This window comes from Xanthomonas dyei (assembly GCF_002939865.1).
GTDB classification, from domain to species: Bacteria; Pseudomonadota; Gammaproteobacteria; order Xanthomonadales; family Xanthomonadaceae; genus Xanthomonas; species Xanthomonas dyei.
Map to the genome: position 1 here is coordinate 1 of NZ_MDEE01000038.1, position 21,591 is coordinate 21,591.

Annotated in this window: 23 protein-coding genes, 3 tRNA genes and 1 other RNA gene; 7 read left to right on the top strand and 20 right to left on the bottom strand. The window is 61.0% G+C overall.

Annotated features, from left to right (window positions below; all coding sequences use genetic code 11):
- The first annotated feature begins 134 nt into the window (after positions 1–134).
- Together XdyCFBP7245_RS18950 and XdyCFBP7245_RS23900 are read left to right on the top strand one after the other, a co-directional pair.
- Complete coding sequence (locus XdyCFBP7245_RS18950) at positions 135–1,208, top strand: DUF262 domain-containing protein (protein WP_211287744.1); 1,074 nt, start codon at positions 135–137, stop codon at positions 1,206–1,208.
- A complete protein-coding gene (locus XdyCFBP7245_RS23900) occupies positions 1,205–1,840 on the top strand; it encodes an MAE_28990/MAE_18760 family HEPN-like nuclease (RefSeq protein WP_146091702.1) in 636 nt (211 codons plus the stop codon). The genes XdyCFBP7245_RS18950 and XdyCFBP7245_RS23900 overlap by 4 nt, the downstream gene beginning before the upstream one ends.
- Positions 1,841–1,870: 30 nt before the next feature.
- On the opposite strand, the gene XdyCFBP7245_RS18955 is transcribed toward XdyCFBP7245_RS23900, so the two are convergent.
- From XdyCFBP7245_RS18955 to XdyCFBP7245_RS23910, 3 genes are read right to left on the bottom strand one after another with little or no spacing between them, the layout of a single operon-like run.
- Positions 1,871–2,275 carry an H-NS histone family protein gene (locus XdyCFBP7245_RS18955; RefSeq protein WP_104617012.1) on the bottom strand — a complete coding sequence of 135 codons (405 nt, stop codon included), beginning with the start codon at positions 2,273–2,275 and terminating at the stop codon, positions 1,871–1,873.
- Between the two features lie 18 nt (positions 2,276–2,293).
- Positions 2,294–3,040: a hypothetical protein gene (locus XdyCFBP7245_RS23905; protein ID WP_146091703.1), complete on the bottom strand. Its 747-nt coding sequence runs from the start codon at positions 3,038–3,040 to the stop codon at positions 2,294–2,296.
- A 9-nt stretch (positions 3,041–3,049) separates the two neighbouring features.
- Complete coding sequence (locus XdyCFBP7245_RS23910) at positions 3,050–3,673, bottom strand: hypothetical protein (RefSeq protein WP_146091704.1); 624 nt, start codon at positions 3,671–3,673, stop codon at positions 3,050–3,052.
- A 486-nt stretch (positions 3,674–4,159) separates the two neighbouring features.
- On the opposite strand from XdyCFBP7245_RS23910, the gene ffs reads away from it, so the two are divergent.
- Positions 4,160–4,256, top strand: an RNA gene (ffs, locus tag XdyCFBP7245_RS18965) — signal recognition particle sRNA small type.
- Between the two features lie 158 nt (positions 4,257–4,414).
- On the opposite strand, the gene XdyCFBP7245_RS18970 is transcribed toward ffs, so the two are convergent.
- The 7 genes from XdyCFBP7245_RS18970 to XdyCFBP7245_RS19000 form a co-directional block, all read right to left on the bottom strand.
- On the bottom strand, positions 4,415–4,858 hold the full coding sequence (locus tag XdyCFBP7245_RS18970) for a molybdenum cofactor biosynthesis protein MoaE (protein ID WP_104617014.1): 444 nt from the start codon (positions 4,856–4,858) through the stop codon (positions 4,415–4,417).
- Positions 4,855–5,100, bottom strand: a complete 246-nt coding sequence (locus tag XdyCFBP7245_RS18975) for a MoaD/ThiS family protein (RefSeq protein WP_046963186.1) — start codon at positions 5,098–5,100, stop codon at positions 4,855–4,857. Before XdyCFBP7245_RS18975 ends, XdyCFBP7245_RS18970 begins: the two co-directional genes overlap by 4 nt.
- Positions 5,097–5,594 (bottom strand): cyclic pyranopterin monophosphate synthase MoaC, encoded by a 498-nt coding sequence (gene moaC / locus XdyCFBP7245_RS18980; RefSeq protein ID WP_104617041.1) that lies wholly within the window; start codon positions 5,592–5,594, stop codon positions 5,097–5,099. Before moaC ends, XdyCFBP7245_RS18975 begins: the two co-directional genes overlap by 4 nt.
- A 163-nt stretch (positions 5,595–5,757) precedes the next feature.
- Positions 5,758–5,955, bottom strand: a complete 198-nt coding sequence (locus tag XdyCFBP7245_RS24575; protein ID WP_244907856.1) for a hypothetical protein — start codon at positions 5,953–5,955, stop codon at positions 5,758–5,760.
- A 42-nt stretch (positions 5,956–5,997) separates the two neighbouring features.
- Positions 5,998–7,032: a GTP 3',8-cyclase MoaA gene (gene moaA, locus XdyCFBP7245_RS18990; protein WP_104617015.1), complete on the bottom strand. Its 1,035-nt coding sequence runs from the start codon at positions 7,030–7,032 to the stop codon at positions 5,998–6,000.
- Complete coding sequence (locus XdyCFBP7245_RS18995) at positions 7,032–7,781, bottom strand: MBL fold metallo-hydrolase (RefSeq protein ID WP_104617016.1); 750 nt, start codon at positions 7,779–7,781, stop codon at positions 7,032–7,034. Before XdyCFBP7245_RS18995 ends, moaA begins: the two co-directional genes overlap by 1 nt.
- A complete protein-coding gene (locus XdyCFBP7245_RS19000) occupies positions 7,781–8,530 on the bottom strand; it encodes a 3-deoxy-D-manno-octulosonic acid kinase (RefSeq protein WP_104617017.1) in 750 nt (249 codons plus the stop codon). Before XdyCFBP7245_RS19000 ends, XdyCFBP7245_RS18995 begins: the two co-directional genes overlap by 1 nt.
- A 20-nt stretch (positions 8,531–8,550) precedes the next feature.
- Between XdyCFBP7245_RS19000 and XdyCFBP7245_RS19005 the strand changes: the two genes are divergently transcribed.
- Entirely contained in the window at positions 8,551–9,600 is a 1,050-nt protein-coding gene (locus XdyCFBP7245_RS19005; RefSeq protein WP_104617018.1) for a glycosyltransferase family 9 protein, read from the top strand.
- Positions 9,601–9,809: 209 nt separating this feature from the next.
- Here XdyCFBP7245_RS19005 and XdyCFBP7245_RS19010 read toward each other — a convergent pair whose 3' ends face one another.
- On the bottom strand, positions 9,810–10,214 hold the full coding sequence (locus tag XdyCFBP7245_RS19010) for a DUF6165 family protein (protein ID WP_104617019.1): 405 nt from the start codon (positions 10,212–10,214) through the stop codon (positions 9,810–9,812).
- A gap of 260 nt (positions 10,215–10,474) precedes the next feature.
- Positions 10,475–10,565, bottom strand: a tRNA-Ser gene (locus XdyCFBP7245_RS19015).
- Positions 10,566–10,761: 196 nt separating this feature from the next.
- On the opposite strand from XdyCFBP7245_RS19015, the gene XdyCFBP7245_RS19020 reads away from it, so the two are divergent.
- The gene (locus tag XdyCFBP7245_RS19020; protein ID WP_104617020.1) at positions 10,762–11,466 is read left to right on the top strand and encodes a PP2C family protein-serine/threonine phosphatase; all 705 of its coding nucleotides are present in this window, start codon (positions 10,762–10,764) and stop codon (positions 11,464–11,466) included.
- Positions 11,467–11,593: 127 nt separating this feature from the next.
- Here XdyCFBP7245_RS19020 and dnaQ read toward each other — a convergent pair whose 3' ends face one another.
- Genes dnaQ through XdyCFBP7245_RS19035 form a run of 3 tightly spaced genes read right to left on the bottom strand, consistent with a single transcriptional unit; the run spans position 11,594 to position 13,477 of the window.
- Positions 11,594–12,328 carry a DNA polymerase III subunit epsilon gene (dnaQ, locus tag XdyCFBP7245_RS19025; RefSeq protein ID WP_104617021.1) on the bottom strand — a complete coding sequence of 245 codons (735 nt, stop codon included), beginning with the start codon at positions 12,326–12,328 and terminating at the stop codon, positions 11,594–11,596.
- A gap of 8 nt (positions 12,329–12,336) precedes the next feature.
- Positions 12,337–12,792 carry a ribonuclease HI gene (gene rnhA, locus XdyCFBP7245_RS19030; protein WP_104617022.1) on the bottom strand — a complete coding sequence of 152 codons (456 nt, stop codon included), beginning with the start codon at positions 12,790–12,792 and terminating at the stop codon, positions 12,337–12,339.
- 28 nt (positions 12,793–12,820) lie between these two features.
- Positions 12,821–13,477, bottom strand: a complete 657-nt coding sequence (locus XdyCFBP7245_RS19035; protein WP_104617023.1) for a hypothetical protein — start codon at positions 13,475–13,477, stop codon at positions 12,821–12,823.
- 12 nt (positions 13,478–13,489) lie between these two features.
- Here XdyCFBP7245_RS19035 and gloB point away from each other — a divergent pair, with 12 nt between their 5' ends.
- A complete protein-coding gene (gene gloB, locus XdyCFBP7245_RS19040; protein WP_104617024.1) occupies positions 13,490–14,257 on the top strand; it encodes a hydroxyacylglutathione hydrolase in 768 nt (255 codons plus the stop codon).
- Positions 14,254–15,453, top strand: coding sequence for a lytic transglycosylase domain-containing protein (locus XdyCFBP7245_RS19045; RefSeq protein ID WP_104617025.1), 1,200 nt, complete (start codon positions 14,254–14,256; stop codon positions 15,451–15,453). The genes gloB and XdyCFBP7245_RS19045 overlap by 4 nt, the downstream gene beginning before the upstream one ends.
- Positions 15,454–16,105: 652 nt before the next feature.
- On the opposite strand, the gene XdyCFBP7245_RS19050 is transcribed toward XdyCFBP7245_RS19045, so the two are convergent.
- The 5 genes from XdyCFBP7245_RS19050 to lon all read right to left on the bottom strand — a co-directional run bounded on the left by XdyCFBP7245_RS19050 (position 16,106) and on the right by lon (position 21,507).
- Positions 16,106–18,076, bottom strand: coding sequence for a peptidyl-prolyl cis-trans isomerase (locus XdyCFBP7245_RS19050; RefSeq protein WP_104617026.1), 1,971 nt, complete (start codon positions 18,074–18,076; stop codon positions 16,106–16,108).
- 282 nt (positions 18,077–18,358) lie between these two features.
- Positions 18,359–18,435 (bottom strand) — tRNA-Asp (locus XdyCFBP7245_RS19055).
- Positions 18,436–18,462: 27 nt separating this feature from the next.
- Positions 18,463–18,537 (bottom strand) — tRNA-Val (locus tag XdyCFBP7245_RS19060).
- A gap of 11 nt (positions 18,538–18,548) precedes the next feature.
- The gene (locus XdyCFBP7245_RS19065; protein WP_002806049.1) at positions 18,549–18,821 is read right to left on the bottom strand and encodes an HU family DNA-binding protein; all 273 of its coding nucleotides are present in this window, start codon (positions 18,819–18,821) and stop codon (positions 18,549–18,551) included.
- Between the two features lie 214 nt (positions 18,822–19,035).
- Complete coding sequence (gene lon / locus XdyCFBP7245_RS19070; protein ID WP_104617027.1) at positions 19,036–21,507, bottom strand: endopeptidase La; 2,472 nt, start codon at positions 21,505–21,507, stop codon at positions 19,036–19,038.
- Positions 21,508–21,591: the final 84 nt, after the last annotated feature.

Below are 21,591 nucleotides of genomic sequence, written 5' to 3' on the forward strand. Positions count from 1 at the left end.
CAGCGCTTGATCTGTTCTTCGTCCATCACTGCACTCATCGATGTCTCCTCTGAAAACTAACACCTGAGCAGAGTTTCAGTGGGTCATTACAGTTCAGTGTATGCTTCTCGTGGCTAAACCCAAGGAGAGGCATCGTGATTGCGGAAGAGCGAATCGAGAAACTAGAGAATCAAATTACCGAAGAAAAGAAAACTGTCGATTTCGACACGAGAGAATTCACAATTGAATTCCTTGTGCAAAAATACGTCACAAAGATTGAAATCAACGAAAACGACATCTTTGTCCCCGACTATCAGCGAGAGTTTGTCTGGGACACAGAGAGGCAGTCCAAACTCATCGAGTCCATCACACTTGGTCTTCCCATTCCTATCATTTTTGTGGCTGAGGACAAGAATGGCCGCCTCGAAATTGTTGACGGTTCACAACGGATAAGAACTATTGCGGCATTTATCACCGGAGCTTTGACTATCGAGGGGCTCGATAAATTGACAGAGATGAATGGGCTAAGGTTTGATGACCTACCAGCATCGAGAAAGCGAAAAATTAATAATACTGCTATTCGTATGATCGTTTTATCCGATGCAGCTAATGAGGAGGTTCGAAATGACCTCTTTGAGCGAATCAATAGAGGGAGCGACCTCCTTAGGAACATGGAGAAACGCAAGGGAATTTATCACGGTCCATTCAATGACTTTATTTACAAGAAATGCGCTAAAAACCCGGATCTACCGCCGCTTAGCCCATTAGCAAAGTCAGTAGAAAAACGGCAAGAGCATGAGGAACTTGTTTTACGCTTCTTTGCTTTTGCGGATCACTACCCTCACTATTCCAGATACCACAGAGGTGTTTCGGATGCCCTAGATGCTTATATGGGTGAGACGAATCAATCCTTCGAAGAAAATATTGAAACTGAGAAATTATTAGCCTACGAGTCCATGTTGCTTTATGTGAAAAACTGTTTCCCCCATGGTTTTACACGGGGGCCTGGCAGATATGTATCGAGGACCCTTTTTGAGGCAATTTCAGTTGGGGTTCACCTTGCTTTGAAAGAGAACCCCGACTTACCCCAGAAAGAAGTTGACATCGAGCGCTGGCTAAATAATAGAAACTTTTCTTCATCGGTATATGGAGAGCGGCAAACGCATAGTCCTCGAAACATTTTAACAAGGATAAATTACGTCCGGGACGAATTATTGCGCATCTCATGAGTGAGTTGAGGTCCACATTAAGGGAAAAGCAGGAAGAGGCAGCAGAAATGATCGCGGCTATCAACGCTATTACCTCAACGCATTCGAGCGTAGTGAAGACGTCGATTATGAAGTCTGCACATATGATTCTTCTTTACAACGCCATCGAATCTCTCACTTATTTATCGCTAGAAAAGGTGCATGAGAGAAGTTCCGTATTTTCATATTCTGCTCTGAGTGTGAAGTTTAGATCAATTTGGTCAGACTACTACTTATCTAGTCACGCCAACTCCGCCCACTCATCTCATCTTGAGAAAACCGTCAATGGTTCTCTTCGAATGCCCGATCTCCAAGAATTTTCAAAAAGAATTAAAGTTTTTTCTGGAAACCTTGATGCGCGCAAACTCAATCAGATTTTAGAAAAGTATGGAATCGGAAAGCTACACGGGCCGGAATTAACAAGGCTAAAGCTTGTCAAAGATAAGCGCAACTCATTAGCACATGGCGAACTAATGTTCAAAGAGTGCTGTCGAGACATAAGCGTTAGGGAACTTGATAATCTGACTAATTCAATTTTTGCGGTATTAGGCATGTTGGTGGATAACACCGAAAAATTCCTAGACGCAAAGGGTTATTTATCCTCGCCCTCATAATAAAAAAGCCCCGCATTGCGGGGCTACTTTTTATCCAGGAAACTTAGGGAACTTTTCATCAGGATGCTTGGCCTTCCATTCCTTATAAGCCGCCGATCCTTGGTAGGCAGTAAAAGCCCGGGGGGGCCTACCACGGCCAGACCAAGTTTCCTGCGTATGGGGCAACCAATATTTAGGAGCCACTTCCTTCTTGTTACTAGCGACCTTCTTCGGTCGACCTGGACCGGGGCTAGAACTACCAACCTGAGCCACGAGGTCGGCTTTTTGCTTGGCGGTGAAGTGCTGGCCAAAGCGGCTCAGCAGATCAGACACTTGCAAAAATGCACTGGAAGCTTCTTCTTCGAGGAGAGTGGCTTCTTGTTGTTCGAGCTTTTTCAGCTCTTCTGCCAGCTTGGCTTTTGCGGATGCAATTGAGTCGAGGGTAGGCTTGCTCATTGGAACCTTCGATGTTGATTAAGGTAAGTGTGTGGCATGTTCTGGCGCAAGCTCGCCGCGAAGGAGTTCTACCATCTCAATATACTCAGGATCCGGCTCGAGTCCTTGAAGGACTTGGATTTGAGATTGAACCATGCCGAGTCTCTGCCCGGAAAGGAACAGCTTGTAGAATTCAGTTGGCGGTGAGAGTGTTGTCCAAAAAGCTCGATCTAATCTTACCACGCTATCCTCCCTAATAATTCCACCACTTCTGGGCAGAAAAATTAAATTTGGATAGACCATGCACTCAGCCCTTGCTGCGATAGTCTGGGTTATTGCCCGGGCATGCCCCGGGGAAGCAACAGAGTATGCAGGGGCAACAAAATAACAAGGACGCTGAAAAGCTGGGCGGGCGATGCCTCGATCAGCCGGAGGCAGATGTTGATCAGGGATGCCATCGGTTCTAGCCAACACAAGGCATCGCCTTGCTTTTGCTTTAATGGCCAGAATTTCCTCAAAACTGCCCAAGCCTAATTTCAGGATAGACAGCCGGTCACTCCTTAAAAAGTCCTTGCTCGCATCAACGTCTCTGATCACGCCAGAAATGGAGCTATGGCTCACTTGATCGGAACGTTGAGCGTCAAAAATCTTCAATGGATGACCGAAATCTGGGGTCACAGTAAGAACAACCTGCCCTACCTCGGCCACCCCATCGACCAATGGCGCACGATCTTTGTCGTAAACACCAATTACATCATTGACGTCCGTGCCATTCCCAAATGTCATTGGTCTATCTCAAATTCTTGCTGTAAACGCTATATCAGCGATACCGTCTTCGTCCTCGAAGTCGGCATCAGCCATTGCCTTGTAATAGTGCTCGTCGTAAATTGGCTTATGAGCATCCAACGCACGGGCAGATATTTTTCGGGTCTCGTGCTTATTCTTGATGGCTTCTGAAAGTTGAAGCAATCTCATGATCTTCGATTGATCTTTAATATGGGTGTGCTGCAATTGCTGTTGGATATTCGTGTTCGGCAGAGAGCTGAAATCCAGTAATTTTCCTGGCTCGGCACCTTTCATGGGTGCTGTTTCAAAATACACATGATCTAGAAGACGAGGCAGTTCGCCGTGAAATTTTCTGATCAGCCCAGTCAAACGCGATGAGAGACTTGGCGATAAACCAAGTGCTGTAAATTCAGGACCCGCTGGGTATTCCCCCAGCCAGTAGGTCGAAAAGTCTTTGTTACCATACTCACCCGAGCGAGATTGAATAAGTCCACGATTGCTGGACTCATCTATGGCTGCCGTCAAATTAACAGCAAATGGGCCGTAATGATGCAAATACCAACCCGACCCGCTCTGAATTGCCCCGTTGTGCTCCTGGGCATAAAAGCAATCCAGAAGATAGACATACTTCATCAACGCCGTTTTCGTTAGCCCACGCATACCTAAATTCTTAGCGGTTTGTAAGACCGCCAAAATGGCAGATTGCATTGGTTGGCTAACTGATGGCATTTAATTAATTTTTTATTCTCAAACTATCTAAACAGATTTGGCGACTTTGGCAATGTCCTACTTCGAGGGGAGCCTCATAGCTTATCGGCATCATTTCGAGGACTTTGAGCTGCCTGACATCATATCTGGTTGCAACGCCAAAGCTTTCAAGTCAAGTGAGACGGCTGTTCAGATTTCCTACTCGTGCCCCCTAGCGGACGGGTGGGCCCAACAGCTACAATGTCCGGACACCAACAAGGACAAGCGTCCGGTTCGTGTCCCGGTTTGAGATCAAGGGGTTAGAGCGGATTCATCCGTCTCCCCCTCTCTCCGCCAGTTTCATGATTTGCGCAATGACACCACTGTCGCAAATCGCAGGGCCATGCCAGTGGCCCACGTCTTATGGTGGCCCCGTCGGTCCCTCGCGACGCTAGATCGAAAATCCCGCCAGGGCCGGAAGGCAGCAACGGTATCGATTGATGCGGGCGCCGAGGTCAACCGGCGGGGACACCACCCTACTTGTCTGTGCACGCGCTGGATCGACCTGGTCGATGCCACAGGCGCATGCCGTTGCCCGCACTCAGCCGCATCCATGACGGATGCGGCCTATGCCATGTCCAAGATCATCTTGGGTACGCTCTTGCACACGTCATTGCGACCGGGACGTCACGGCGATTCAGGATGCAACCAGCCCGCGTCGCCTTCCAGGTAATGCTCGTCCTTCCAGATCGGCACGCGCGCCTTGACCTCGTCGATGATGTAGCGGCACGCGTCGAACGCGGCGCCGCGATGCGCCGCACTGACGCCCACCCAGACCGCCATGTCGCCGATCTGTAGCTCGCCGACCCGATGCACGCAGTGCGCATGCACGATGGCGAACCGGCGCGTCGCTTCATCGAGCACACGCTGACCTTCGGCCTGCGCCAGCGCGGCGTAGGCTTCGTAGCGCAACCCCGCAACGCCACGGCCTTCGTTGTGATTGCGCACCCAGCCTTCGAAACTGGCAAACGCACCGGCATGCGGATGCGCGGCGCCGGAACGCAACTGCTCCACCGGCAATGGCAGATCGGAAAGCGCAAAGATGGACACGATGTCATCGCTCACGGTCAACCTCCCGACACTGGCGGAATGAACACCACTTCGCTGCCATCGCGCAGCGCATCGTCCCAGCGCGCGAAGGCGCCGTCGACGGCAACGCGCAACTGCGCAGGCGTCCAGCGCAGGCCGTGCCGCGCATCGAGTTCGGCATACAGGCCACGCAGATCCGGCGCACCGGATTGCACACGCTCATCGGCGATCCCGGCCGCTTCGCGCAGGCTGGCGAAATACAACACCGTCACCGTTGCAGTCATTGCGCCACTCCGATATCGCGCTTGCCGCCACGCTTGGACACCAATTTGGTCGGCCCGATCGTCATGCCGTGCGATAACGCCTTGCACATGTCGTAGACCGTCAGCGCCGCCACGCTGGCGCCGGTGAGCGCTTCCATCTCCACACCGGTGCGATGCACGCAGCGCACGGTGCAGTGAATCTCCAGCAACTGCTCGCCTGCCCAGTCGATCTCGAAACGACAGGCATCGATCGGCAATGGGTGGCAGAACGGAATCAGCTCATGCGTGCGTTTGACGGCCATGGTGCCGGCGATCACCGCCGTCTCGACGATGCCGCCCTTGGCGCTGCGCAGGCCGTTGGCGCGCAACTGCGCGGCGACGGACGCCGGAAACCGCACCCGGCTGGTCGCCGTGGCGCGGCGTGCGGTGACCGCCTTGTCCGAGACATCCACCATGGTGGGGAGCCCGGCATCATCCAGGTGGGTCAGGCGCGTGGAACGGGACTTGGCAGGCATGGGAAACGACACGGTGTATAGACGCTCAGGATGCGGCATTGTCGGTGAATGGGGTGCCTTGATGGAACAGCATCCGCCAACTGCGGGCGTGTTTACGCCATAACGAAGTGCGCAAGGCATGCCGTTCGACACCATCGCGGCGATCGCGCATGCGCTAGCAACGCTACGCGAGATCCGGCACCAGCAGTAGTCCCGCGAAGGCATCTGCGTGGTTATCGACAGCAGCGGCATTGGCACGCAGCGCAGCGTCAATCTCGCTCCGCGTGTCGCGGCGGCGCCGGGGGACGGCGAATTCAAGGAGTTCCGGATCGAGTCGTGCTTCCTGCGCCTGCGTGTAGTCCCGCACCTGTGGATCGAGCAAGCGCGGCTCCAGCACGCACCTGCCGCACAAGCGTGCGCTCACTCATCCGCCGATCAAAAACATCTCGACCGGCTTGCCGCGACGCGGTTCCGATGATGCACGCACTTCACTGTAGCGGTCGCCACGCATGCTCCAGCGTTGACGCAAATGCGCCGCCAGGCCTTGCTCGCCGTCGGCCAAGGCCGGCTTGAGATCGTGGCCCTGGCTGGCGAACAGGCAGGTGTACAAGTGACCATCGGCCGACACGCGCGCGCGCTGGCAGTCGCCGCAAAACGGCACGCTGACCGAACTGACAAATCCCACCTCGCCCGCGCCGTCGACAAACGCGTGGCGTTGCGCGACTTCGCCGGTGTAATTGGCGTCCAGTGCCATTAGCGGCCAGCGTGCGTGAATGCGCGCGTGCAACTGCGCAGAGCTCACCACCGCTTCCGGCGTCCAGCCGTTGCAACTGCCCACGTCCATGAATTCGATGAAGCGCAACACATGCCCGGTGCCGCGGAAGTGCTCCACCAGCGGCAGCACCTGATCTTCGTTGACGCCACGCTGCACCACACAGTTGATCTTCAACCGCGTGAAGCCGGCCTGTTCGGCTGCGGCAATGCCGGCCAGCACCTGCGCGATGTCGCCGCGGTCGCCGCTCATGCGCTTGAATAGCGCCGGCTCCAGCGCATCCATGCTCACCGTGATGCGCCGCAACCCAGCCTGACGCAGAGCGCTGGCCTGGCGCGCGAGCAAGGCGCCATTGGTGGTCAGCGCCAGATCCTCAATCCCCTCGATGGCGGTGAGTCGCGCAATCAAGGTCGGCAAATCGCGACGCAGCAACGGCTCGCCACCGGTCAGGCGCACCTTGGTGACACCCACCGACACGAACGCCCGCACCAGCGTTTCCAGCTGATCGAAGCTCAAGCGCTGTTGCGCATCGAAGCCGTAATCGTCGGGCACGCGGTCGGCCGGCATGCAATAACCGCAGCGGAAATTGCAGGCTTCGATCACCGACAGGCGCAGATCGCGCAGCGGGCGACCGTAGCGGTCCTGCATCGGGGCACCGGCCAGGGTCGGCAGCGACAAGGCGCCCATCAGCGCACCGTGTCGGCGGTCGGGTCCGCCAGCGTCAGGTGTTGCCCGGGCACGGCCACGCGATGGCCGCGTGCACGCAGCACGTCACCGTCGGCGTCGCTGGCGTAGTGGTACAGCAGCATGCGGCTCAACAGGTCCTGCGGGTATTCCCGCTCCAGATCATCCACGCCAGTATGCGACGGGTTGCCGTGAACACCGCAGTCATGCGCGATGAGCTCGTTGTCGTCCGCATAACGCTTCAGCATTTCCGGAATCGGCCGGGTATCGCCGGTCCACACCAGCGCCCCTTTCAGGCGCAGCCCGTAGGCCGTCTCCGGCCAATGGTGGCGCACCGGGAACACCTCCAGCCGTACTCCGTCGTGCCAGAAGGCATCGCCGACCGGCACCAGCTGAAACGCATCCCAGAAGTTCGCCCCGCCCTCGGCCAGCACGTTCGGGTAGTCGGCGATGCGCCGCTGCAGCAGCGGCACTACCGGCGCCGGTACGTACAGGCGCGTGCGCCCGCGTCGCTCGGAGAAGTAGCTGTCGACGAAGACTCGCTCCAGCCCGCCAACATGGTCCAGATGCACATGGGTGATGAAGATGGCCTGCGGCAGATGGCCGTAGTGAGCTTGATAGGCGGTCAGCCCCTCGCTGCCGCAGTCGATGGTCAGCCACGGCGCGCCAGCACACTCAAGCGTGGCCATCGGCGAACCAAGCGCCACTGCCGACGCATTGCCGACCCCCTGCACGCGCAATGCCCACTGCATCAGTAGCCCCGGCCCCAGGCCAGCTCGTAGGCGCGATGCAGCCGCTCGTAATCCTTGTCGACATCTTCGCGGCTGCGATTGCCGCGCAGCTTCAACAGCGACCGATGCAGCCGCTTGAGATTGCGCTCGCGCCAGCGCGTGGCCGGAATGCGCAGCACGCCACGGTCGAAATCGATCAGCCAACCATGCCCGCCGGCATCGAACAGGATGTTGTGCGCATTGAGATCAGCATGATCCAGGCCGGCGCGATGGAAACGCGCAATCAGTTGCCCGGTCGCTTCCCACGGCGCGCCACGCCCGGCCACCTGCGCGTGATCGGCCAGCGAGCGCACGTCTTCCAGCCGCTCCATCAACAGCGCCGCGCGATAGCCCAGGCCTTCGCGCAGATAGCAGGCCGCCAGGGGGCGTGGCACCGGCAGCTTGCGTGTGATCAGTTCGCGCATCAGCCGGAACTCGGCAAAACTGCGTGTGCGCCCCGCGCCTTTCCACAGATACCGGTCGCGGCTGACGCGCGCGGCCATGCCGCCGCGCAGATACTGCCGCAACACACTGCGGCCGAACGGCGCATCCACAAACCAGGCGCCGCCGCGCCCACCTTCGTCGACCGGCCGCGCCCTGTCGCCCCAGTGTTGCGGCGAAAACAGCCCGGCGTCGGCTTGCCGCAGCCGTTCGCGGTCGAACAGAATGGCGCCATAGCCGCAGCCCTCGCGGTACGGCGTCAGCGCTTCGGTGGCGTCGAAAGAAACCATCTATCGAGTCTAACAACACCATGGCTGTAACGCCTGCATCGCTGTGTTTGCTGCGCTTGTCCGCCCTGGGCGACGTGACCCATGTGGTGCCGCTGGTGCGCACGCTACAGGCGGGTTTCCCGCAGACGCAGCTGCACTGGATCATCGACAAGGCCGGCCTGAAGCTGCTCGACGGCCTGCCCGGCGTGCACTTCCATGCCTACGACAAACGCAGCGGCGTGTCCGGCATGCGTGCGCTGCGCCAGGCAATGGCACCGCTGGGACGCTTTGAGGCCCTGTTGCAGATGCAGGTGGCGTTGCGCGCCAATGTGCTGTCGGCATTCGTACCGGCGCGCCGCCGCATCGGCTACGACCGCAGCCGCTCCAAGGATCTGCACGGCCTGTTCGTCAACGAACGCATCGCCGACCGCCCCGGCATCCACGTGCTCGACGCCATCGGCAGCTTCGCCGAGCCGCTGGGCCTGCGCCAGACCCAGGTGCGCTGGGACCTGCCGGTGCCCGACGCTGCGCACGCCTGGGCGCGCGCGCAATGGGACGACGATGGCCGCCCGGTGCTGATGATTTCCCCTTGCTCCAGTCACGTGCGGCGCAACTGGTACCCGGACCGCCACGCCGCGCTTGCCGACCATGCGGCGGCCCAGGGCTGGCGGGTGGTGCTGTGCGGCGGCCGCAGCGAACTGGAACGCAGCACCGCCGATGCCATCGTGGCGAATACGCACGCCCCGGTGCTGGATCTGGTCGGCAAGGACACCCTCAAGCAGCTGCCTGCGCTGCTCGCCCGCGCCAACCTGGTGGTCACACCGGATTCGGGCCCGATGCATATCGCCAATGCGATGGGCAGCAAGGTGCTGGGATTGCACGCGGCCAGCAATCCACGACGCAGCGGCCCGTATTCGGATGTACGCTATTGCGTGGACCGTTACGACGCGGCGGCACGCAAGTTTCTGCACAAGCCGGCCGATCAGCTCAGCTGGGGCACCAAGATCGAGTTCGACGATGTGATGTCGCTGATTACCGTCGACGACGCGATTGCTGCGTTCGAGCGCTATCGGGCGGATCACCCCGGTTAAATTCCGCCGAACGATGCGGCCCAACTGCTCGTCAGATTGGTCCGACGAATGACGCGCCTCGCCGTTTGTTGCCCGCGCCAGCACTTGAGTCACTTGGGCATCCAGGCCTCACGGTGTCACCCCCATCGCACAAGCCATCTATCGCGATGAAAGACGACCCTCGCATCAGTGTGCCGACTGGTACCGGCGCACTCGGCCCATCACTCCGCTCAGGCGCCAGTTGCGCGATAGTCCTGGTAGGACTTCTCTTCCACGTACGAAGACCCCAACGCCAGATTGATGTCCTTCTTGATCCGCGCGCGCTCGTCGTTTTCGATATAGACGCTGCGCGCCAGCTGCACAAACGCGTCGTCGAAGGTTTGCGCCTGCTCCTTGAGCCGGATGTCGTCTTCGATCACCCATAGCCGCTCGTTGACGGCCTTGAGCTCGGCGCGCAGCCGCACGATGTCGTGGCCGGCAGCCGGATGCGCCATCCAGCTGGTTTCCAGCGCTGACAACTCATTACGCACATTGGCTAACTTGGCCGCATCGCGGATGCGCTCGGACTTGATCTGCAGGATCGCGATCTTGTCGAGCAGCTCACCAAAGGACACGGGCACCAGGATCTCGGACATAACAAGCCTCCAACGGGGATCGAACGGATTGTAGTCATCGCAACGCCAACCGACTGCAACACATAAACAAAAGCCCCCTTGCGGGGGCTGATGCGAATCTGGCGGGGAGTCGTGGGGATTCACTCGGCACTACGTGCCTTCGCCCTGCGGGCGGCTTCGCCGTGCAGACAGCGATGCTGTCTGTCGAACCCGGGGCTTCTCACCCCACCAATGACGCCGGCAAAACTCACGCGGCACTGGCACAACTTGTCGCCTCAATCTGGCGGAGAGGGGGGGATTCGAACCCCCGAGGCGCTATAAACGCCTGCCTGATTTCGAGTCAGGTACATTCAACCGCTCTGCCACCTCTCCAGATGGTCCCCAGTGTCCTGGGGCCGTGCATCATACGGGCACACGCTCCAGGCCACAAGCGGCCCGGGCCATCGCCGGGCAGAGCAGCCGCCGGCCCGGCGTGAACCGGCACTACCACTGGCGCGAGCGCCGTGTTGCTGCCGGCCGGCCGGGCCGCGATGATGGGCACGCATCTTCTCCCTGGCGACCCGGCCCCATGCTCGAATTCGGACACCTCACCCACGTCGGCCTACGCCGTGACCTGAACGAGGACACCTATTACGGCGACAGCGAACTGGGGCTGTGGCTGGTGGCCGACGGCATGGGTGGGCACGCCTGTGGCGAGGTAGCCAGCGCACTGGCACGCGAAACCATCGTGCGCGAAGTCCGCGCCGGCACCCCGCTCGCGCAAGCAGTGCGCATCGCCGACGAAGAGATCATCAAGACCTCGCGCCGCTGCAACGACACCTTGCCGATGGGCACCACCGTGGTCGCCGCACGCGTCCTGGGCCATCGTTTCGAGGTGGCCTGGGTCGGCGACAGCCGCGCCTACCTATGGCGCGACGGGCGGCTGGCGCAACTCAGCCAGGACCATAGTTACGTGCAGGAACTCATCGCCCAAGGCACGCTCACCAGCGAGCAGGCGCGCGCGCATCCGCACCGCAATGTGGTCACCCAGGCACTGGGCGTCACCGACCCGGTACATCTCAACGTTGCCACCATGCAGGGCGAGCTCAAATCCGGCATGCAGCTGTTGCTGTGCAGCGACGGGCTGACCGAAGAAGTGGACGACACGGCGATTGCGGCAACCCTGTCGCAAGCCGATTGCAGCGCACAGGAGTGCGTGGAATGCCTGGTCGCCGCGGCACTGGACGGCGGCGGCTCGGACAACATCACCGCGATCCTGGTGCGTAGCTACTGAGCAAGGCTGCGCAGCGTCGATGTCGGACGTCGGCCTTCGCATACGCTGCAGACCTCCTGACGCCCTGACCATGCGCGGTACACGCAGTCGGTGGCGTGTGCCGCAAGCAATGGACAGCAGCGCCGCCTCAACTGGCGACAGCGCTCTCTTCAACCGGCGCATCCCACAGCGCGCGGCCGGCCTTCTTGCGCAACTGCGCCAACCGCGCTTCGTGCGCCTGCGATTCCGACGCAGTCACCACCACGCGTGGGCGCGGCAGCAGCAATGCGGGGTCGAACGCGATCATGCCGCTGCCCTCATTGTTGTTCCGGCCGGCATCGGCACTCGCAAAGCCGATCTCCTCTTGACCGGACGTCAGCGCGATATACACATCGGCCAGAATCTGCGCATCGAGCAAGGCGCCATGCAACTGGCGATGCGCGTTGTCCACGCCCAAGCGTTTGCACAGGGCATCGAGCGAATTGCGCTGCCCCGGGTAACGCTCGCGCGCCATCATCAAGGTATCGACCACGGTGGCGCGGTCGATGATGCGGCCGTAGCCATTGCCCAGCAGCGACAGTTCGTTATCCAGAAAGCCGAGATCGAACGCAGCGTTGTGGATGATCAATTCCGCGCCGTCGATATAGGCGAGGAACTCCTCCACCACATCGCCGAATAACGGCTTGTCGGCCAGAAATTCCAGGGTCAGCCCGGTAACTTCCTGCGCCCCCGGCTCGAAATCGCAATCCGGCTTCAGATAGCGATGAAAATTGTGACCGCTCGGGCGCCGTTCCAGCAGCTCCACCGCACCGATTTCGACGACGCGGTTGCCTTTGCGCCATTCCAGGCCGGTGGTTTCTGTATCGAGAATGATCTGACGCATGAATCCTCTTACGCAGTTGCAGCGCCGCCGCGCTGGGCGATGGTGGCCTGATTGCGGGCAAGCACGTCCACGCGCTCGTTGTCCGGGTCGCCATTGTGGCCTTTCACCCAGCGCCAATCGATGGTGTGCCGCTGGGTGGCCGCGTGCAGCCGCTCCCACAGTTCGCGATTCTTGACCGGATCGCCGCCAGCGGTTTTCCAGCCGCGTCGCACCCAGCCGGACATCCACTCGGTGATGCCCTGGCGCACGTACTGCGAATCGGTATGCAGCACGATCTGGCACGGCTCGGTGAGCGTTTCCAGCGCCATGATCGCGGCCATCAATTCCATGCGGTTGTTGGTGGACAGCGTTTCACCGCCGGCCAATTCCTTTTCGCGGCCGTTGTAACGCAGCAGGGCCGCCCAACCGCCTGGCCCCGGATTGCCGAGGCAGGAGCCGTCGGTATGCACTTCAATTGATTTCATCAGCTTCCACAGTTGTCGCGTACTAAGGTCAGATCGTGGCCACCGGTTGCGGCCAGCGCGTTGGCCGCGCGATCGGTGTCGGCGCAATCGGTGCGGAGGCGCGTTTTTCCACTTCGAGCAAATACACCGCCCGCCATGGCGCACGGCCAGGATCGGAGGAACCGCGCCCGGTCCGCCAGATCGGGCCGAGGAAGCGCTCGGTTTCCACGCACTGCAAGCCGGCGTTCTGCGCGAGCGATCGCCAGCGATCCGGGCGCAATGCCACCGGGCCGCGCCGCGCCCAATGAAACCGATATGGGCTCAGCGGATTGAGCGTGAACAGCCACAGCCGGCCTCCCGGCATCAACAGCCGCTCGCATTCGGCCAGAAACTCCGCCGCACCGCCAACCACCGCATGCTGCACCACGATGGCCTGCAGGCTTTCGGTGGGCAACGGAAACGGCATCGCGCACCGGGCATCGCCGGCAAAGCGTCCGGCGCTACGAAACAGGCGCAACCCGCGGCCATCGAGCAACTCGCGTTGCGGCAACTCCTTGGTCGGCGCCACCCACAACCAGGGCTGGGATGGCCTCGTCTGCAGTGCCTCCAACGCCAGGCGGCGCTCGGACTGGAGCAGGCTGCGCCCCGCATCCGTATCAAACCAGGATGAGACGCCAGCTTGACGGGAGAATGGGGCGGCAGGCATGGTCCCAATTCTATGCGACTGACCGCCCTACCCGCATTCGACGATAACTACATCTGGGCGCTGGTCGCCGCAGAGGGCCGTGCCGTCATTGTCGACCCGGGCCAGGCCGAGCCGGTGATCGCCGCCGCCGCGCGCGAAGGCTGGACGCCCAGCGCGGTGCTGCTCACCCATCATCATGCCGACCACATCGGCGGCGTGGCAGCGCTGCAGCAGCGTTGGCCCGAGCTCGAACTGTTCGGCCCGGACGACGAGCGCATCCCCGCAGACGCCCGCCGCGTCGGCCAGGGCGAGCGGTTGCGGTTGCTGGACACCAGATTCGATGTGCTGGAGGTGCCCGGCCACACCCGCAGCCATATCGCCTTTGTGACAGACCGCCATCTGTTCAGTGGTGATACCCTGTTCAGCCTAGGCTGTGGGCGGATGTTCGAAGGTACCGCTCCTCAGATGTTCGACTCGTTGCAGCGCCTGGCCTCTCTGCCCGGCGAAACGCTTGTGTGTTGCGGCCACGAATACACCCTGGCCAACGCGGCCTTTGCGCTGCACGTCGATCCCACCAACGCTGCCTTGCAGCGCCGTCAACAGGAAGCCCAGGCCATGCGTCAAGCAGCCCGTCCTACCCTGCCGATTTCGCTCAAGAGTGAACTGGCCACCAATCCGTTCTTACGTACCAGCCGTCCTGAAATCCGCGCTGCGGTGGCACCACGTGCCGCCGGCGTACTTTCCTCCGAAGTAGACGTTTTCGCCGAACTTCGGCGCTGGAAAGACGAATTTCGCGCATGAGGCGCCTGGTTCTGGCAGTACTGGTCGCCGTTGCGGCCATTGCACCGGCAGCGGCTGCACCGGCAGCGGCCCCGTCCAATGACGCGAGCCGCCCCACATCCGTCGACAGCACCGCTGTCGCGTCCAACGCTCCCAGCATGCGCAACGGGCGTGAGATCTTTTCGTCGTTCCTGGAAGGCCGCGCCGACCCGGGCTGCGACAGCGAACACAGCGATACCCGCTGGGAACAGCACTTCTCACGCGCTCCGGCCCGCCTGGCCGACGACGCGCAGGATGTCCTGCCGCTGTTCGGGTATGTGGTCGACGAACTGCGTGCCGCCGACATGCCGACCGAATTTGCGCTGATTCCGTTTGTCGAGAGCGGCTACCGCCCTGGCGCGCGCAACGGCAGCGGCCCGGCAGGACTTTGGCAGTTCATTGCCACCACCGCGCGCAATCACCACGTGCCGGTCGGGGCGCAGTACGACGGCCGCCTATCGGCCGTGGATTCCACCACTGCAGCGGTGCGATATCTCAAGACGCTGTATGGCATGTTCGGCGGCGATTGGCGCCTGGCGCTGATGGCCTACAACGCTGGCGAATACCGCGTCCTGCAGGCCATGCGCAGTGCCGGCATGAACGCGCAGAACGCGCGTCCGTCGGAGCTGCCGGGCATGTCCAAGGTCACTTACGACTATGTCGAAAAACTGCATGCGCTGGCCTGCGTGCTCGATCATGCGCAGCAACAGGGCGCGCTGATGACATCGCTGGATCGCCCAGTCCCGGTATTGACCGAACATGCACTTCCGGCTGGTACCAGCCTTAATACCTGGGCCGGGCAGCGTGCGATCGAGCCGCAACTGTTGGCCCGCCTCAACCCTGCAGTGGCAAGCGCCCGTGCGGCCCCCAAGGGTGTCCACGTGCTGGCCCCTGCCGCGGCAGCGAAGCCCGGCTCCAGCGGCGAAGTGGTGGCATCCACCTCTGCAGGTATGGACGTCGACACAGCTGGAGCCGCAACAGCGGTCGCCAGCACTACGACGGCCCAGCCATCGCGCTCCTCGCCCGCCCGCACCCACACCGTGCGCACTGGCGAGTCTGCATGGGCCATTGCACGGCGCTACGGCATCACGGTCGCCACCCTGCTCGCAAGCAACGGCCTGGATAAGCAGGCCGTGTTGAAGCCGGGCATGGTGCTGTCGTTCAACGACACGCCCTGAGCGAGCCGCTTGATCAGCCGCGCATGCGGCTGGTTATCGCGAGGCTTTGCTTGACTGATCGCCGTCGTTTGAGAACTCATCTAGGTCTCGAAGCGCCTCGACTGATTGCTGCCGTTGCATCGCGTGCGTCTTGATAACTCGCTGGCATCGGTCGACGCAGAACTTTACTGCATCGGCGGGCGAGTCATCGGACTGCAGCTTCCCGTATGGCTCGCAGCTGCCCGAACTCAGGGAAAAGGCGCCGACACGTTCCAAGAACGGTCGGCGCAGCGCTGGCCAGACATCCGCGCTGCCAACACCCAAGCCACATGCTCACGACGGAGCGGCACATGGCCAAACCAACCGCTAGGAGCGGCCAAGCGAACCCAGCGAGTAAGTCGTCAGAGGGGCATGGACGGCAAACTCGGACCCGGACCGCAGGAGCGTGACACTCCGCACCGAAGACAGGCCGCGCGCGCCGCGGCTATAAGCGTCTATCAGCCGTTCGTACCGTGCTGTGTATGCTCGACGGCAGACCGGCTGGACACTGACTGCTCACCACTTTGCATCGACGGCTGAAACACGACCACATACCAATGCGCAACGCCAACAGCGCACAAAGAAAAAGCCCAGTCACCCGGGCTCTCTCTTTGCATCCGGCGACAGCCAGCCGTTACAACTGCGCCTCTTCAATCTGGATCTTGTAGCGCTTGCGCATTTCCTTGACGTAGGCCTGCGCGGCGTTGTTGCCGTCGATCTGGCTCAGCTGCTCGCGCAGCATCGTCTGCTGCTCGGCCGGCATCTGCTTCAGGTCGCCCGGCGTGGCCTTGCTGATCACGAACACCGCAAAGCGGCCGCCATCCAGCTCCACCTTACCCACCGACGGCTTGCCCTCGGTCGGACGCGGCGCACTGAAGATTGCGCGATTTGCGGCCGGCGTCGGAATCGGCGCAGTGCGCGGCAGGCCCGGGATCGGCTGCACCTGCAGCTTCTCGCTCGCCGCCAGCGCCTGCAGGGTTTCACCCTTCTGCACGCGTGCCAGCAGCGCATCGGCAGCAGCAGCAGCGGCCTTCTCGGTACGGTCGGCATGTACCGCCGCAATCACCTTGTCGCGCACCTTGTCCAACGGCAACGCCTGCTCGGCAGTGTGGTTGGTCACGCGCAGCATCACGCTGTGGTTGGGGGCGATGGTGATCGGGTCGCTGACCGTGCCGTCCTGCACCAGCGTTTCGGAGAACGCCGAACGCAGCACCGCCGGATTGGCGGCAATACCGCTGGCGTTGGTGCGCGAGAACGGGCCGAGGGTCTGCACCGGCACACCGACCTGCTTGGCCGCCGGCTCCAGCGCAGTCGGATTCTTGTAGACCTGATCCACCAGCTTGCCGCTGATATCGGCATACGCCTTATCGGCATCGGCCTTGAGCTGCTCGGCGGCAAGCTGGTCGCGCACCTGCTCGAACGACTTGCCCTGCCCACCCTTGACCTCACGCAGCTGGATCACGTGATAACCGAACTCGGTCTTGATCGGCCCGACTACATCGCCGGCCTTCATCGAAAACAGCGCGTCTTCGAACGGCTTGACCATGGTGCCCCTCTCGACCCAACCCAGATCGCCACCGGCATCCTTGGAGCCCGGATCCTGCGAATTGGCCTTGGCCAGCGCAGCGAAGTCGGCACCTGGCTGTTTGGCCTCCGCCGCGAGCTTGGCTGCCTTGGCTTCGGCAGCTTTTTGCGCAGCAGCATCGCCACCGGCGCTGATCAGGATGTGCGACGCCAATCGTTGATCCGGCTTGACAAAGCGCGCCTTCTCTTCTTCATAGCGCTTGCGCAACGTCGCCTCGTCAGCTGCCGTGGCCGGCGGCATCGTGGCGGCATTGAGCTCGACGTATTCGATGCTGACGGTCTCCGGCTGACGGAAATCCTGCGTATGCGCGTCATACCATTGCTTGATCTGCGCATCGCTGACCGGCGCGGTATCGGCGGCCGGCGGCGGCAACATTGCCAACTCCACGTCGCGCGTTTCGCCCATCAGCTTGAGCAGGCGCTCAAACTCGGACTTGGTTGCAAAACCCGATTCGGCCACAGCCTGCGGGATCACCGACTGCTGCAAGCTGTCGCGCACCAGCGCATCGAACTGCGCCGGCGTGCGCGGCGGTGTGCCCTGCGCCAATGCGGCGCGGTACTGGTCGGGGCTGAACTTGCCATCGACCTGGAACGCCTGAATATTGGTGATGTAATCGCGCACCGTGGCATCGCCGATCACGATACCGGCATCTTCGGCACCCAGGCGAACCACTTGCTCGTCCACCAGCTGGTCGAGCACCTGTAGCTTGTTTTCGCGGGATTCGAAGGTGCGCGGGTCGAAGTTCTCGCCCTGACGCTGGCGCTCCTGCATGCGCGCCTGTTCGAAGCGCGCGCGGAAATCCTGCGTGCTGATTTCGTGGTGCTGCCACAGCAGCGAGATCGGCCACCAGGTCGGCGCGGATTTCCACCACGTCGGCGGCGCCTGCACCTTGGCCACATTGTTGGCGCCAATCCCGCCCAGGTAGCTGTTGTCGATGACGAACAGGAACGGAATCATCAGCAACCCCAGGATGGCGGTAGCGATCCAGCCTGACGTCTTGTCGCGAAGTTTCTGCAGCATTGGCAAATCACGGCCTGTGGGCGAGCCGCGCAGTGTAACCCGCTTGACGCCACGCACCCAGCCCAACGGCCGTTAGCCTCGGGTCAAGATGCAGCAAAGCTACGGCGCTGCATCGGCAAAGACCGCGAGCGCGCCGCAACTACAGTCGTTATCGCGCCGCTTTACCGCCGCACCCGAACTGTGCTCCCGCCACCAAAGGCCAACGCGCCGTCCAACCGCGGGACAAGGCTTGAACAGCCAATAAAAAAGCCCCCGGCACAAGGCCGAGGGCTTCGGTATAACTGGCGGAGCGGACGGGACTCGAACCCGCGACCTCCGGCGTGACAGGCCAGCATTCTAACCAGCTGAACTACCGCTCCGCGCTTAAAACTTTGCCTGGTGCTTAGTGGTGGGTGCTGAGGGTTTCGAACCCCCGACCCTCTCCGTGTAAGGGAGACGCTCTACCGCTGAGCTAAGCACCCTAGCGAGTCGATTAGTTTACTGCATCCTTCAGGGCTTTACCAGCCTTGAATGCAGGATTCTTCGAAGCAGCGATCTTGATGCTGTCGCCGGTCTTCGGGTTGCGGCCGGTACGCTCAGCGCGCTCGCGGACCTGGAAGGTGCCGAAGCCAACGAGGGTGACAGCGTCGCCCTTCTTCAGCGCCTTGGTGATTTCGCTCACAACCGCGTCGACAGCACGGCCAGCTTCAGCCTTGGAGATGTCAGCGGCAGCGGCAACGCCATCGATCAATTCGGTTTTATTCATTCTTGAAACTCCCTTTGCGGCAGATGCCGCGGAATCGACAATCGGCGCTCTTGCCGTTAGCGAAGAACCCGACACAAGTGGTATCGCGTGACGCATCACATTTTGCCGCGCCCACGAGTCGTGCATTTATACCAGCGCCCCCAACGGCACGCAAGCCAAAACCCAATAACGACGCGGGTTTTGGCTTGTTTCGGGACGTCTTAGACAGCGCACGTTAGTGCTTGACGCGGGTACCCGGAGTAGTGCGCGATTTGCCGCGCACGGCAACGCGCGACGCGGTCTTGCGGGCTTTTTCCTTGCCTGCCTTCTTCGGTGCCAGCGGACGCTCCAGGGCGAGATCCAGCACTTCGTCGATCCACTTGACCGGCACGATCTTCAAGTCGCGCGTGACGTTGGCCGGGATGTCGGCCAAGTCCTTGCGGTTCTCGTCCGGGATCAGCACGGTGCGAATGCCGCCACGCAGTGCCGCCAACAATTTCTCCTTCAAGCCACCGATTGCCGACACGCGACCACGTAGCGTGATTTCGCCGGTCATCGCCACATCGGCGCGGATCGGCACCTTGGTCAATACCGATACCAACGATGTCACCATCGCGATACCTGCACTTGGGCCGTCCTTCGGTGTGGCGCCATCGGGCACGTGCACATGCACGTCCTGTTTCTGCAGGAAATCCACATCGATGCCCAGACGCTCGGCGCGCGAACGCACCACCGACAGCGCCGCCGATGCAGACTCCTTCATGACGTTACCAAGCTGACCGGTCAGGATCAGATTGCCCTTGCCCGGCACCAACGTCGATTCGACCTGCAACAACTCGCCGCCGACTTCGGTCCACGCCAGACCGGTGACCAGACCGATTTCGTTTTCTTCTTCGGCGCGGCCGAAGTCGAAGCGACGCACGCCCAGGTACTTGTCGAGATTCTTCGACCCCACCGTCACCAACGCCTTCGGCTTGCCCTTCTTGGCAACAACTTTCTTCGCAACCGGCTGCGGGCCGGCGAGTGCGATTTCCTTGACCACCTTGCGGCAGATCTTGGCGATCTCGCGCTCCAGATTACGCACGCCCGATTCACGGGTGTAGTAGCGCACGACATCCTGAATCGCATCGCTGCCGATCTCGATCTCTTCCGGCTTCAGGCCATTGGCCTTGATCTGCTTGGGCACCAGGTAACGCATCGCGATGTTGAGTTTTTCATCCTCGGTATAGCCGGGGATGCGGATCACTTCCATGCGGTCCAGCAGCGGGCCGGGGATGTTGAGCGAGTTGGAGGTGGCGACGAACATCACCTCCGACAGGTCCAGATCCACTTCCAGATAATGGTCGTTGAAGGAATTGTTCTGCTCGGGATCGAGCACCTCCAGCAATGCCGACGACGGGTCGCCGCGGAAGTCCATCGACATCTTGTCGATCTCGTCCAGCAGGAACAGCGGATTCTTGCTGCCGACCTTGTTGAGGTTCTGCACCAGGCGACCCGGCATCGAGCCGACATAGGTCCGGCGATGGCCACGGATCTCGGCTTCGTCGCGGATGCCGCCCAGGCTCATGCGCACGAACTTGCGGTTGGTCGCCTTGGCGATCGACTGCCCGAGCGAGGTCTTGCCCACGCCCGGCGGGCCGACCAGGCACAGGATCGGGCCCTTCATTTGCTTCACCCGCGACTGCACTGCCAGGTACTCAAGGATGCGCTCCTTGACCTTGTCCAGACCGTAGTGATCGGCGTCCAGCGTATCTTCGGCAACCTTCAGATCCTTGCGAACCTTGGTGCGCTTCTTCCACGGCACGCCCAGCAGCCAGTCCAGATAATTGCGCACCACCGCTGCCTCGGCGGACATCGGCGACATCTGCTTGAGCTTATTGAGCTCGGCCTTGGCCTTGGTCTCGACCGGCTTGGGCATGCCGGACTCGGCGATCTTGCGCGCAAGTTCTTCCAGCTCGCCCGGCGCGTCGTCCAGGTCGCCCAGCTCCTTCTGGATCGCCTTCATCTGTTCGTTGAGGTAGTACTCGCGCTGGCTCTTTTCCATCTGCGACTTCACGCGGCCGCGAATGCGCTTTTCCAGCTGCTGGACGTCGATTTCGCCATCCACCAGCCCAACCAGCAACTCCAGGCGCTCACCGATCTCGGTGATTTCCAGCAGGCGCTGCTTGTCGGCCAGGCGCACGCCGATGTGCGCGGCGATAGTGTCGGCCAGGCGGCCCGGCTCGTCGATGCCGGCCAGGGTCTGCAACAACTCCGGCGGCAACTTGCGGTTGGTTTTGACGTACTGCTCGAACAGGGACATCAACGAGCGCGCGATCGCTTCCACTTCGCGCGGCTCACGGCCATCGCTGGCTTCCACTTCGGTGCCCTGCCCCTGCAATGCGCCGTCCAGCTCGACGACCTTGTCGACGATGACCCGCGACAGGCCCTCGACCAGCACCTTGATGGTGCCATCGGGCAGTTTGAGCAGTTGCAGCACCTGGGCCAGGGTGCCGACGGTGTACAGATCGCCGGCGGCCGGGTCGTCGGTTTCGGCCGACTTCTGCGCCACCAGCAGGATGCGCTTGTCCGCATCCATGGCCTTTTCCAGCGCGCGCATCGACTTGTCACGGCCGACGAACAGCGGAATCACCATGTGCGGAAACACCACCACGTCGCGCAGCGGCAACACTGGCAGATCGAGAACTTCTGGTTGGGACTGGGCCATGGGGCGCTCCGCAGGAATCGGGGAAATTAGGGCCTAAAAAAAGCCGATGGCCCCGTTATGGGGCCATCGGCGAGGTGTTGCAAG